Below are 13,404 nucleotides of genomic sequence, written 5' to 3' on the forward strand. Positions count from 1 at the left end.
CGTCTGCAGGGTCCAGGAACCCAGCATTCGGGCAAGCTGTTTTTGACAAGCTCCGGGCCTGCCTATATAATAACCCAACTCTTTTCTTCCCTCTGAATGGATTGTCGCCATTGTGAACAAACGACTGCTGATCACTGGTTGTCTCCTTTTTCTCCCGCCTCAGGCCGCCCAGGCGGCTCAAGACGCCGCAGTTTCCGTTGCAGCGGCGCCGGCGTTGTATGGCTCGCTTGCCGTGTTGCTCGTGGTTGCTGGCGGGCTGTGGACGCGACTGCGGCGCTGTGAACGGGAAAAGCAGGACGCCCTGGGCCGGTGGCGTTTGATGCGGCAGATTGTCGAACATGCTCCCCTGCCCATTGTCGAGGTCGACGGCGGGTTGCGTGTTGTCGAGGCAAACCCGGCAGCCTGCGCCGCGTATGGCAAGGATACGCTGATCGGCTGCAGCCTGCTGGAACTGGAGCCGGAACTGGCCGATGAGCGGGCTGCAGCGACGATGCAATCCACCGATCAGGCCGCCCCGGCAACAGACCTGAGCGGCCGGAATGGCGCAATCGGCGCACGCGGCGTTCTCAACTGGCTGGTGGTTGACGACCAATCCCTTGGTCTCTGGTTCGGGTCGCCGTCGACCGCCGGGTTGCAGGCTGCAACGGCAGCCGGTGCGCTCTCCCTGGCCGAGGAATCGGCCAATCGGATGAAAAGCGAGTTCATCGCCAACATCAACCATGAGGTGCGCACGCCGATGAACGCCATCATCGGCTACGCCGAGATGCTGGCCAACTCCGCGCTTGGGCCCAAAGAAAAACGTTTTGTCGCCATTATTCATAAAAGCAGCATGGCGCTTGTTTCCATCTTCAACGACATTATGGAATTGTCCAAAATCGATTCCGGCCGGTTGCAGATCATGGTCAGTTCGATCCGTTTGCCGCCGATCATCAATGAAGTCCAAGGATTGTTCAACGACTTGGCCGAAGAGAAAGGTATTCATCTCTACTGCCGGATCGCCAAGAACCTGCCTCAATCCTTTATTTTGGACGGGGTGCGACTCAAACAGATTTTGCAGAATTTGGTGAGCAACGCCATCAAATTCACCACAGAGGGCATGGTTGAACTGACGGTGGACGGCGAGCCTTCGGCGGCCCCGGATGGCGGCTACGATCTGCGTTTCACCGTCCAGGACAGCGGCATTGGCATTCCGGTTGTTGACCAGGAAAAGATTTTTGAACTGTTTCGGCAACGGGAAGACACCATTGCCAAGCAATATGGCGGAGTCGGTTTGGGGCTGACCCTGTGCAGCCGCCTGACCACCATGATGGGCGGCCGGATCGATCTGTTCAGCAATGAAGGCCAAGGCGCCCGCTTCACCGTGTATCTCAACGGCATCCAGTTGGCCGAACACCCGCCGTCTGAACAATCTGCTCCCCTCTGCGGGATTGTGACGGCTCGCGAACAGGAACTCACCATCCTGGTGGTTGACGATGTTGATCTGATCAAAGACGTGTTTGTTGATTTCTTCCAGGACAGCCCCTACAGGGTGCTCACCGCCAACAACGGCGACGAGGCCATGTCTTTGGCCCTTGTCGAACACCCTGACCTTATTTTCATGGATCTCAATCTGAGCGGCACTAACGGGCGGAGCATCACCGAACAGCTGCGCCAAAACCCGGAGACCTCAGCCATTCCAGTGGTGGTGATGACCGGCGAGATGCTGGAAGAGGAAGATTACAAACCGCTGTTCGACGATTTCCTCCAGAAGCCCTTTCGCCTCGAGGTGTTGAAAGAGATTGTCGCCCGATACGCCAAGGTTGCCTCCGTATCGGAGCCGCAACCGCCGGATGGGGACGACCTTGCCGACGAGGAACACGCCTTGTCTGCCTGTGTGGCCGGGGTCTGGAACGAGGATTTGGAACAATTGCGCTGTCAGGCCGTGCGTTCCGGCAGCCTGACCGACGCCGCTTCCCTGGGCGCGGCCATTGGCCAACACGGGAAAACCGAGCAACAGCCTGTGTTGACCGCCCTGGGTCGGGATCTGTTCCTTTTTGCTAACGAACCCAATATTTTGGGTGTGGATCGTTTACTTGCCAAGTTGTCCAGAGCCGTCAACCGGAAAAATTCATGAACCGGAAAAAACCGCTGATTTTTATTGTCGACGATGTGCCGGAGAATATTCAGATCGCGATGTCGCATTTGAAGGAACTGAATTGCGATTTTGCCTACGCCACTTCGGGCGAACAGGCGCTGGAGCGGATTGCCGCCACCCAGCCTGAACTGATCCTCATGGATGTGATGATGCCGGGCATGAGCGGCTTTCAGACCGTGGAGACGCTCAACCACGGCAAGGAAACCCGGTCAATTCCAGTGATCTTTCTCACCGCCAGGGCGGAATCCGAGGATGTGGTCCATGGGTTCAACCTTGGCGGCGTCGACTACATCACCAAGCCTTTCAAAGGGGTGGAATTGCGGTCGCGGGTGCGCAATCACCTCGAATTGCACGCCTACCGCAGCAACCTTGAGCGGCTGGTCGAGGAACGGAGCCAAGAGGCGGAACTGCTCAAGGACGTGATCATCGAGGCCATGGGCGAACTCGCCGAGTATCGCGACCCCGAAACCGGCAGCCACATTCATCGCACCCGCGCCTATGTTGAGTTGCTGGCCGAGACGCTGGTCGCCCAAGGGCATTTTCACGACAAACTGACCCCTGAGTACATAGTTTTGCTGCGGAAATCTGCTCCTTTGCACGACATCGGCAAGGTGGCCATCCGCGACTCCATCCTGCTCAAGCCCGGCAAGCTGACCCCCGAGGAATTTGAGGAAATGAAAATGCACACCCTGTTCGGCGAAGAGGTTATCGCCAACCTTGAGCAGATGGCCGGACAGCCCACCTCTTTTCTCAGCTGCGCCAAGGAGATTGCCGGCAGCCATCACGAAAAATTCGACGGCAGCGGCTATCCGCGCGGGCTGTCGGGCGGCGTCATCCCTGTGGCTGGGCGCATTATGGCCATTGCCGACGTCTACGACGCCCTTATTTCCAAGCGGGTCTACAAGAATTCGATGTCCCACGAAGAGGCCATGAAAATCATGCTCGAGGGAACGGGAACCCATTTCGACCCGATCCTGATCGACGCCTTTGTGGCGGTCGAACCGCAATTCAGCCAGATCGCAGCCAGCAACCTTGATTGACGGTCGTTGCTGATCCTGCCCCCTTTTTTTCAAGCAAAACAGCTAGAAACACCCATGAAAAGCTATCACAAGGAACTGTGGTTTGACGTGCCGACGCGGCGCGCCTTTGTCAACATCACCCTGGAGGTCGAGCAGTGTCTGGCGGAAAGCGGCATCCAGGAAGGATTGCTGCTGTGCAACGCCATGCACATCACCGCTTCAGTGTTCATCAACGACGACGAATCGGGCTTGCACTCTGATTATGAGCAGTGGTTGGAGCGTCTGGCCCCACACGAGCCGGTCAACCAGTATCGTCACAACGGCTACGAAGACAACGCCGACGCCCACATGAAACGCCAGATCATGGGCCGGGAGGTGGTGGTGGCTGTGACCAACGGCAAACTCCATTTCGGGACCTGGGAGCAGATTTTTTACGGCGAGTTTGACGGCCGGCGCAAAAAGCGGGTGTTGGTCAAGATTATTGGCGAATGACCGCAGAGGCCGCGAGTCACTATTATTATGAAACCAATGGGTTGTACTGTTATGTTGTGGTCCGGTAGGCAACGCCCGGCGGCATTGGCGCTGCTGTTGCTGCTGTTGACCGGGGTTACCGGTTGTTTTGATCAGGGAGAGAAAAAAAACGACGTCGGAGCGCTGACCCTGTACGGCAATGTCGACATCCGCGAGGTGCAATTGGCCTTTCAGGATGCGGGCAGAATTCTCAGGCTGGGAGTGGATGAGGGCGATAGGGTAAAAAAAGGGCAGGAAGTCGCTCGATTGGATCCTGTCCGATTTCAACTGGAGGCTGATCGTTTGGGCGGAGAGGCGACGGCGCAGGGGCAATTGCTGGACCGGCTCAAGAGCGGCAGCCGTCCCCAGGATATTGAAAAAACTCGGGCGGCGGTGGTTGCTGCGCGCGCTAATCTCAGAGAGGCCGAACTCTACTTGGCCCGCAAGCAAACCTTGCTGCAGACCAACCGCATCTCTCAGCAGGAGATCGACAGCGCCAAGGCTCGAGTGGCGACCTTGGCTGCAACTCTTAAGACCGCCGAAGAAGAGCAGTCGCTGGCGCTTGAGGGCCCGCGCAAAGAGGATATTGCCGCTGCCGAGGCCACCCTGATCGCCCTTCAATCCGCCAAGGAATTGGCCGAGCAACGGTTGGCCGACACCCGCTTGCTGGCCCCGGCCGCCGGGTTCATTCGCAACCGCATCCTTGAGCCCGGCGCCATGGCCTCGACCGGAGCGCCGGTTTTAACCTTGGCGCTGATCGACCCGCTCTGGGTTCGCGCCTACATCAGCGAGCCGGATCTCGGCAAGGTGCGGGAAGGGATGCCGGCCGAACTGCGCAGCGACAGTTTGCCCGGCAAGGTCTACAAAGGTTGGGTTGGTTTCATCTCTTCAACTGCCGAGTTTACTCCAAAAACGGTGGAAACTACGGAGTTGCGCACCAAGTTGGTTTACCGCGCCCGCATCTTTGCCTGCGATCCCCAGCAGGAGTTGCGACTGGGCATGCCGGTGACAGTGAACATCGACACCGCCAAGGGAGGAGCCAGCGACGCGGCCCGGTGCGAGTGAGGGGTGGTTGACGAACGGAAAAGGTATTTTTTAAGGGCAAAGGTGTGACGGGAAGACCGATTGGTCTTCCCGTTTTTGTTGGCGCAAAAAAACTCTGCCGACGAAAGCGTCTATGAACGGGAGCCGATGTCGACATACGGCGTCAGTGCAGGTCCGGTATAGTGGGCGTTGGGGCGGATCAGCCGGTTGTTTTTCCATTGCTCCAGAATGTGCGCGGTCCAACCCACGGCCCGACTGACGGCGAAGATCGGGGTGAACAGTTCCGCAGGAATGCCCATGGCGTGATACAGCGGGGCGGAATAAAAATCGACGTTGGGATAGACCTTGGAGTTGGCGCGCATGAGTTCTTCCACAGCCAGGGCGATTTCGTAATAGCGGGTTTCGCCAGTGAGCGCGGTGATTTTTTCAACCTCTCCCCGCAGCACCGTGGCTCTGGGGTCTTCGCAGCGATAAACCCGGTGCCCGAAACCTGGTATTTTTTTCTTTTCGGCCAAGCGGGGCACAACCCAGTCCGCCGCCTGTTCCGGCTTGCCGATCTCCTCCAGCATTTTCATCACCTCGGCGTTGGCGCCGCCGTGCAGGGGGCCTTTGAGGGCTGCAATGGCGCTGGTCATGGCCGAATAGATGTCGGTCATCGTGGCTGCGGTCACTCGGGCGGCAAAGGTCGAAGCATTGAGTTCGTGATCGGCGTGGAGGATCAGCGCTGTGTCCATGGCCTTGACCATGATCGGGTCCGGCTCCCTGCCCTGGAGAGTGTACAGGAAATTGAAGGCAATGCCGGAGTTGGAGCGGGGTTCGATCGGTTCCTTGCCGTCGCGCAGCCGTTGATGCGAGGCGATGATCATGGGAATGCGTTCGGTGAGCCGCTGGGCCTTGCGCAGGCAGGCGTCAAGCCTTGTGTTGCCGCTGTCCGGATCCCAGTGGCCCAGGGACGAAACCGCTGTTCGCAGCACCTCCATCGGGGTGGCGGCGTGGGGAAACATGCGCAGAATCATAACCGTTTCCACCGGCAATTTCATGCAGCCGGTGAAACCGTCGAGAAAGGCTTGGAATTCAACAAATCCGGGCAGACGGCCGTACCAGAGCAGGTAGGCCACCTCCTCAAAGGTGGAGTGTTCGGCAAGATCGACGATGTCGTAGCCGCGATAGAGCAGGCGGCAGTTGTCGCCGTCCACCAGGCAGATGGAAGAGTTGCAGGCAATGACGTCGGCCAGACCGGCCTCGGATGGTTTGGCGGGGGCAATGGATGGGGCGGCCATTTGTTCTCCTGGGACCGATTGTAGTGCGTGTTGTTGCACAGGATTGAATCTATGGTTCTAGATCGATTTCTTTTTTGTAAGCATGGGCTGCGGGAATGCAAGGGCACCCATGTTGTGATTTTGTCGTGCTGGGATGGATTTTAATCTGGGACACGTTCGCGTTCCGGGCGGGTGGACTGATTGGCTACGCTGGCCCAGGTTTTCAGGATACCGGCGGCAATGATCAACGAGCAGCCGGCCAGTTGCACCCAGGATAGGGATTCGGAGAAAAGTGACCAGCCAAAAAAGACCACGGCGATGGGCTCAAAATAAGCAAGCGCGCCAAAGGTTGCCGCCGGCAAACGACTGAGGGCGCTGACCGCGCACAGGATGGCGAGAAAGCCGGGAATCAGGCCAATCGCAGCCAACCAGGGCCAAATCTGCAGCGGCAGTTCGGGGCGACGCCAGAGGCAGAGCGGCAGCATCATGATTGCACCGACCAGCAGTTGGTAGAAGGTGCGTGTGAACACGTGGATATTCTGATCAATCACCCGATTGATCAGAATGAAGGCCGCATAGCAGAGCATAGACAAGAGGCCTAAGCCAATCCCCAGGAGATGGTAGCCGCCGGCAAAATCAACGTGGAATTCCATCATCATGGCAAAGCCGAACAAAGCCAGGGCTATGAGGGCGGCGCTGGCGCAGGTCAAGCGTTCGCCAAGAAAGAAATGCGCGTATATTGAGGAGGTCAGGGGGGCCAGGTAGACCAGCATGATGGCGTTGGCCATGGTGGTGTATTCCATGGCCTGGACATAGAAAATGATAAAGCCGGCCAGCATGGTCCCGTTGAGGAGAACCGGCCAGGAAGGCCAGATAAGAATTTTCCGTCCTTGACCGGTGATCAGCAGCAGAAGCAGCATGAACGCCGCGCCCAGTCCTAGGCGAAAAAAAGTAATCGCCTCTGCGCCGAGGCCGGTAATCTTGGCGAACACGCCCACGGTTCCCATAAACAGGGCGGAGAGGATGGCGGTGACGATGCCGGTCAAGTCCATTCGCGGAAGGGGGGAAAGCAGGTGGTCGGAGGAGCAACGCGTTGATGAGGCGCCGTTCTCAATCGCGTTGTAAATGCCCCGCTATAACTGGAATGCGTGGCTGATTGGATTGGAGGAAGGTCGCCGGCAAAAAAAAATTTCTATACGCGGAAGGCGTAGGCTCGTGCGCCAAGAAAGAAAACAGCGCAACCGCTGGCGCCACTACGCTGAACAAAGCCTCAAAGCGTGTTCGTTGCCGACGGGAATTCGATATAAAGACGATGTTGAGATGAAACCAGACGATAACAACGGCCGGCGCTTCAGCAACTGAAATCCTACCGCTCTTCATTGTCGTTTTTGCCAGAAAGCCCCCTGGACAAAAAAAACGGGTAGTTGGATTGCTCCAACTACCCTCATATACTGGCGGGGCCGACCGGGCTCGAACCGGCGACCTCCGGCGTGACAGGCCGGCGTTCTAACCAACTGAACTACGACCCCAGTATTCTTTGGTGGGCGAAACAGGGCTCGAACCTGTGACCCTCGGCTTGTAAGGCCGATGCTCTCCCAGCTGAGCTATTCGCCCCAAATCGTGAGGACCTTTATATCAGAGGGAGCCTCTTGCGTCAAGCAAAAAACAGAAACGCCATGAAGTATTATCAGGTTTCTCAGCCCTTTGCCCGTCTCTTACAATCCGGCTATTGCGCCGGGGTGTTGTGCGAAGAGAGGGTAAAGTCGTTGTAAATGGACTCTATGGATACATCCTTGAACAGGGTTTCGCCTGTTTTAATGATCAACGCCCGCTGCAACACCTCGTCAACATCGTCGACCAGTTCAATAACCAAGCTGTTGCGGACCTTCTGGGGCACATCGCGGAGATTGCGCTCATTCTCGCGCGGGATGAGCACGTTGGTGATGTTGCCCCGTTTGGCGGCCAGCAATTTTTCAGTCAGACCGCCAATGGGCAGGACTCGACCGCGCAGGGTGATCTCGCCGGTCATGGCAAGTTTGCGGTCCACCGGCAGTTTAAGAATGGCGGAGACAATCGAGGTGGCGATGGTGATGCCCGCCGACGGGCCATCTTTGGGGATGGCCCCTTCCGGCACATGCACGTGGATGTCGATTTTCTGATAAAAATCGGCGTCCAGCCCCAGGCGCATGGCACGCGAACGCACATAGGACATGGCCGCCTGGGCCGACTCTTGCATCACGTCGCCGAGTTTGCCGGTGATGGTCAATTTGCCGGAGCCGGGCATAATGGTGGACTCGATCTGCAGCAGTTCGCCGCCGACCTCAGTCCAGGCCATGCCGGTGGTCAGGCCGATTTCGTCGTGCTCTTCGGCAAGACCAAAGCGATACTTGGGCACGCCGAGATAGCGTTCAATCGCCTGCGGCGAAATCCGGTATTTTTTCTTAGGCTCTTTGTTCTTCAGTCGTTCACGGGCCACCTTGCGGCACACGCTGGCAATGGTTCGCTCCAGGCTGCGCACCCCGGCTTCCCTGGTGTAGCGGCGGACAATTTCGAGAATGGCCTTGTCGTTGAGGGTAATCTCATCTGACTTGAAACCGTTGGCCTCCAACTGTTTGGGCAGAAGAAAATCCAAGCCGATATGGAGTTTTTCCTCCTCGGTGTAGCCGCTCAGTTGGATGATCTCCATGCGATCCTGCAGGGGCGCAGGAATGCCGTGCAGGTTGTTGGCGGTGGTGATGAAAAAGATTTCCGACAAGTCGTAGTCAACGTCCAGGTAGTGATCGTTGAAGGCGTAATTTTGCTCCGGATCCAGCACCTCTAGCAGGGCCGCCGATGGATCGCCGCGAAAATCGACGCTCATTTTGTCGACCTCGTCCAGGCAAAACACCGGGTTGATCACACCGGCCTTTTGCATGGAGAGAATGATTTTGCCGGGCATGGCGCCGATATAGGTCCGCCGATGACCACGGATCTCGGCTTCGTCGCGGACGCCGCCAAGCGAGAGGCGCACGAATTCACGGCCCATGGCCCGGGCGATGGAACGACAGACCGAGGTTTTGCCCACGCCGGGAGGACCGACCAGACAGAGGATCGGGCCACGAATTTTTTTCACCTGGGTTTGCACCGCCAGGTATTCGAGTATGCGCTCTTTGGGTTTTTCCAGGCCATAATGGTCTTCGTTGAGCACCGTTTCAGCGCGTTCGATGTCGATTTTGGCGCGGGATTTCTTTTTCCAGGGCAGGCTGATGATCGCATCGATGTAGTTGCGCACCACCGTGGTCTCGGCGGACATGGGCGGCATCTGGCGGAGTTTTTTGAACTCCTTGGCCACCTGTTCCTTCACCGCCTTGGGCAGACTTTTTTTATCGATGGCCTGCTGCAACTCGGTGAGATCGTCGCCGCCTTCGCCCTGCCCCATCTCTTCCTGGATGACCCGCATCTTTTCGGAGAGATAGTAGTTGCGCTGGGTGGCGCCCATTTTTTTCTTTACCTTGGCGTGGATGTCTTTTTCCATCTCCGAGAGATCCATCTCCCGGTACAGAATTTCCAGCACCTTGGCAATGCGCTGCGGCAGAGACACCAGTTCAAGGATCGATTGTTTCTCCTCGGTTCGCAACTGGATGTGCGAGGTGATCAGATCCACCATCCGCGCCGGATCTTCCAGGGAGGTGATTGATTTCAGCACCTCGCGCGGCAGTTTTTTGTTGGTTTGGGTGTACAGGTCAAAGGCCTTGCGCAGTTCGCGGAGATAGGCGGGCACATCCTCCCGCTCAATGTCGGTGTCCAGCGCCTCAACCAGCCTGACCGAGTAAAAAGAGTCTGCCGCGCCGCCTTCAAAGGCGCCGACGATTATGGCCCGGCGCTTGCCTTCGACTAGAGCTTTGATGGTGCCGTCGGGCAGACGCAGCAACTGCATCACCGTGGCCAGCGTTCCCAGCGAATACAGGTGGTCCTGTTCAGGCTCATCGACCCGGGCGTCCTTCTGGGTGACGAGAAAGATGAGGGAACGGTTTTCCATGGCCGATTCAAGGGCCATGATCGATTTTTTGCGGCCAACCACAAGGGGGGCCACCATGCCAGGGAACAGAACAATGTCCCGGAGTGGCATTAACGGATAGGTTTCGGCAGTCAGGTCACTCATAGGCGCATCTTAGGCGAGTTTTTTCGTTTCAGCGTTGTCGTAGAGAATGACCGGATACTCGCCAAGGGTGACGACCTGCTCGTTGATGACGCATTCGGTGGCCAGTTCGTCCGAGGGCAGTTCGTACATGACGTCGAGCATGCATTCCTCCATCACCGACCGCAGACCGCGGGCCCCGGATTTGCGGGCCAAGGCCTTCTGGGCAATGGCTTTAAACGCGCCTTCGGTGAACCGCAGGGTGACTCCTTCGTAGCCAAACAGTTTTTCATACTGTTTGCTCAGGGCGTTTTTTGGTTCCTTAAGGATGCGAATCAGATCTTCCTCGACCAGTTCCTCCATGGTGGCGATCACCGGCAGGCGACCGACAAGCTCAGGAATGAGGCCGAACTTGAGCAGATCGCCGGGCTGGATCGAAGCCAGGACCTCGCCGATGGTTCGTTCTTTTTGGCTGACCACCTTGGCGCCAAAGCCCATGGCCTGGGTGCCGGTCCGTCGCTTGATCACGTTGTCCAGGCCGACAAAGGCCCCGCCGACGATAAAGAGGATATTGGTGGTGTCGATCCGCACCAATTCCTGCTGAGGATGCTTGCGGCCGCCCTTGGGCGGCACCGAGGCCATGGTGCCCTCGATGATTTTAAGCAGGGCCTGTTGCACCCCTTCGCCGGAGACGTCGCGGGTCAGCGAGGCGGAGTCGGATTTGCGGGCAATTTTGTCGATCTCGTCGATGTAAATGATCCCGCGTTGGGCCTTTTCAATGTCGTAATCGGCGGCCTGCAGCAGGCTGACCAGGATGTTTTCCACATCCTCGCCCACATAGCCGGCCTCGGTAAGGGTGGTGGCGTCGGCAATGGTGAACGGCACATTAAGCAGTTTGGCCAGGGTCTGGGCCACCAGGGTCTTGCCGCTGCCGGTCGGGCCAATCAGGATGATGTTCGACTTCTGCAGCTCGACCTCGTCGGTTGCGGCGGGCGGCACATTGATCCGTTTGTAGTGGTTGTGCACCGCCACCGAAAGGATGCGTTTGGCGTGCTCCTGACCGATCACGTACTGGTCGAGGTAGGCCTTGATCTCCTTGGGTTTGAGCACCTGCTTGACGCCAAAGTCGGCCTGGGCGGTCTCATCCTCGGAGGAATCGGTCATGATTTCGTTGCACAGCCCGATGCATTCGTCGCAGATGTAGACATTGGGGCCGGCAATCAGCTTGCCGACCTCTTCCTGACCTTTGCCGCAGAACGAACAGACGCAGGCAATATTGTGCTCGTCTTGAAAATCGTTGCTCACCGTTACTTCTCCCCGTCCAGTTCCCCGCGGCTGGTCAAGACTTTATCGATAATGCCGTACTGGCACGCCTCGGCGGCGCTCATGAAATTGTCGCGCTCGGTGTCGGCCTGGACCTTTTTTAATGATTTGCCGGTATGCAAGGACAGAATGGTGTTGAGATCGTGCCGCATCCGCAGGATCTCGCGGGCGTGGATGTCGATGTCCGTTGCCTGCCCCTGGTAGCCGCCCATGGGTTGATGAATCATGATGCGCGAGTTGGGCAGGGCGAATCGTTTGCCGGCGGCGCCGCTGGCCAGCAACAGGGCGCCCATGGAGGCCGCTTGCCCCATGCACAGCGTGGCCACGTCGCAACGGATGTACTGCATGGTGTCGTAGATGGCCATGCCGGCGGTCACCGATCCCCCCGGGGAGTTGATGTAAAAGGTGATGTCCTTGTCGGGGTCGTCGGCTTCGAGAAACAGCAGCTGGGCGACGACCACGCTGGCTACGTCGTCGTTGACCTGGGAGCCGAGGAAAATAATCCGCTCTTTCAGCAGTCGGGAATAGATATCAAAAGCCCGCTCGCCGCGCGGACTCTGTTCAACAACCATGGGGACCAAATTCATGCTTTTTTCTCCGAAAAACACGTGAAAACCACGTCGTGGCGGCGGGCTTGCGAGCCCGCCGCCGGGTAAGTGCAATGGGCGGCGGCGATCAGGCCTCGGCCTGCGAAGGCTCGGTCGGGGCCGCGTCGGTAAAGTTGGCTTGCTCGCGCAGGAAATTAAGAACCTTCTCATTGTGCAGTTCATTCATGAACGGCAGAATTTCCTCGCGGCGCTTGAAATACTTTTTCACCTCGTCAAGGGTCATTCGATACTGATCGGCAATGCGCTGATAGCCGCGCTGGATATCTTCGTCGGCAATCTTGATTTCCTCGATCTCGGCGATTTTTTTCAGCAGAAAATCGCCCTTGACCCTTTTTTCCGCCACTTCCTTGTTCTTGTTGACCAAGTCGTCAAGATTGATGCCTGCGGATTCAAAGGTAAGGCCGCTGCGTTTGAGGTTTTCCTCGGTCTGCTTGAGCATCTCCTGGATCTCGTAATTCACCAGACGCTGCGGCACCTCAAAGGGGTTAAGCTCGATCAGTTTGTGCATCAGCTTGTCGTCGATGTCGCCTTTGAGGGCGTCGTCCTTGGTCTTCTGCAGACGGGTGCGGATGTCCTGCTTAAGATCCTCCAGGCTGGTCAGTTCAGGCTTGATGTCCTTGGCGAACTCGTCGTCAAGTTCCGGTTTGATGCGCACCTTGACGTCCTTGATGTCCACCTTGAATTCGACGTTCTTGCCGGCCAGCATGGGGTTGGGATAATCGGCGGGAAAGGTGATCTCGTAGAGGGTTTTGTCGCCTTTTTTCAGGCCAAGAAGTTTTTCTTCAAAATCCTTGCCCAACCGGTGCATGCCGATGTCGACGCTGAAGTTCTGGTTCTGGACCTCTTTCATGGCCTTGCCGTCGTGGAATCCTTGGAAATCAACGATGGCCACATCGTCCATGGCAATGCCGTGATCCGCGTCCGCAGTCTGCAAAACAGCCTGATGCCGTTGCAGCAGGTCGATTTCCTTGTTGATTTCCTCTTCGCTGACCGTGGACACCGGTCGTTCCACCTCGAGTCCCTTGTAGGCGGTCAAGTCAAACTGCGGCTTGATGTCGACCAGCGCCACGTAGACAAACGTGCCGTTTTCGGGGAAGGAATGCTCGGTGATTTCAGGGTGCACCACCGGCTCGAGCTTCTCTTTCTCGACGGCGTCGAAATAAGAGTCCTGCACCAGCTTTTCGCCAACCTCAGCCTGCACCTGCTCCCCAAAATTCTTCACCAGGACGCTTTGCGGAATTTTGCCGCGGCGAAACCCTTTCAGTTTGACCTCTTTGTTGATCTTGGCAAAGGCCTTGTCAAGGGCCGGGCCAACGGTTTCCTTGGAGAGGGTAATGGTCAGTTTTCTTGTCAGGTCTGAGAGATTTTCGACGACGATTTCCATGGACTG

10 protein-coding genes and 2 tRNA genes are annotated in these 13,404 nt (G+C 57.3%); 4 read left to right on the top strand and 8 right to left on the bottom strand.

Going from position 1 to position 13,404, the window contains the following annotated elements; all coding sequences use genetic code 11:
* The first annotated feature begins 112 nt into the window (after window positions 1–112).
* The 4 genes from RCH93_RS01455 to RCH93_RS01470 all read left to right on the top strand — a co-directional run bounded on the left by RCH93_RS01455 (window position 113) and on the right by RCH93_RS01470 (window position 4,728).
* On the top strand, window positions 113–2,113 hold the full coding sequence (locus RCH93_RS01455) for an ATP-binding protein (RefSeq protein WP_306546394.1): 2,001 nt from the start codon (window positions 113–115) through the stop codon (window positions 2,111–2,113).
* Complete coding sequence (locus tag RCH93_RS01460) at window positions 2,110–3,174, top strand: HD domain-containing phosphohydrolase (RefSeq protein WP_306546396.1); 1,065 nt, start codon at window positions 2,110–2,112, stop codon at window positions 3,172–3,174. The genes RCH93_RS01455 and RCH93_RS01460 overlap by 4 nt, the downstream gene beginning before the upstream one ends.
* Window positions 3,175–3,228: 54 nt before the next feature.
* Complete coding sequence (locus RCH93_RS01465; protein WP_306546397.1) at window positions 3,229–3,645, top strand: secondary thiamine-phosphate synthase enzyme YjbQ; 417 nt, start codon at window positions 3,229–3,231, stop codon at window positions 3,643–3,645.
* Between the two features lie 84 nt (window positions 3,646–3,729).
* Entirely contained in the window at window positions 3,730–4,728 is a 999-nt protein-coding gene (locus tag RCH93_RS01470; protein WP_306546398.1) for an efflux RND transporter periplasmic adaptor subunit, read from the top strand.
* Between the two features lie 110 nt (window positions 4,729–4,838).
* Here the strand turns inward: RCH93_RS01470 and RCH93_RS01475 are convergent, their stop codons facing one another.
* The 8 genes from RCH93_RS01475 to tig all read right to left on the bottom strand — a co-directional run bounded on the left by RCH93_RS01475 (window position 4,839) and on the right by tig (window position 13,398).
* Window positions 4,839–5,987: a citrate/2-methylcitrate synthase gene (locus tag RCH93_RS01475; RefSeq protein WP_306546399.1), complete on the bottom strand. Its 1,149-nt coding sequence runs from the start codon at window positions 5,985–5,987 to the stop codon at window positions 4,839–4,841.
* 140 nt (window positions 5,988–6,127) lie between these two features.
* Entirely contained in the window at window positions 6,128–7,018 is an 891-nt protein-coding gene (locus RCH93_RS01480) for a DMT family transporter (RefSeq protein WP_373693240.1), read from the bottom strand.
* A 400-nt stretch (window positions 7,019–7,418) separates the two neighbouring features.
* Window positions 7,419–7,495, bottom strand: a tRNA-Asp gene (locus RCH93_RS01485).
* A 9-nt stretch (window positions 7,496–7,504) separates the two neighbouring features.
* Window positions 7,505–7,580 (bottom strand) — tRNA-Val (locus RCH93_RS01490).
* Between the two features lie 112 nt (window positions 7,581–7,692).
* A complete protein-coding gene (lon, locus tag RCH93_RS01495) occupies window positions 7,693–10,107 on the bottom strand; it encodes an endopeptidase La (RefSeq protein WP_306546401.1) in 2,415 nt (804 codons plus the stop codon).
* Window positions 10,108–10,116: 9 nt separating this feature from the next.
* On the bottom strand, window positions 10,117–11,388 hold the full coding sequence (gene clpX / locus RCH93_RS01500) for an ATP-dependent Clp protease ATP-binding subunit ClpX (protein WP_306546403.1): 1,272 nt from the start codon (window positions 11,386–11,388) through the stop codon (window positions 10,117–10,119).
* Window positions 11,389–11,390: 2 nt separating this feature from the next.
* A complete protein-coding gene (gene clpP / locus RCH93_RS01505; protein ID WP_306546405.1) occupies window positions 11,391–11,993 on the bottom strand; it encodes an ATP-dependent Clp endopeptidase proteolytic subunit ClpP in 603 nt (200 codons plus the stop codon).
* 88 nt (window positions 11,994–12,081) lie between these two features.
* Window positions 12,082–13,398, bottom strand: a complete 1,317-nt coding sequence (gene tig / locus RCH93_RS01510; protein WP_306546407.1) for a trigger factor — start codon at window positions 13,396–13,398, stop codon at window positions 12,082–12,084.
* Between the last annotated feature and the right edge of the window lie 6 nt (window positions 13,399–13,404).

The sequence above is a fragment of the Desulfobulbus sp. genome, assembly GCF_030824455.1.
GTDB lineage: Bacteria > Desulfobacterota > Desulfobulbia > Desulfobulbales > Desulfobulbaceae > Desulfobulbus.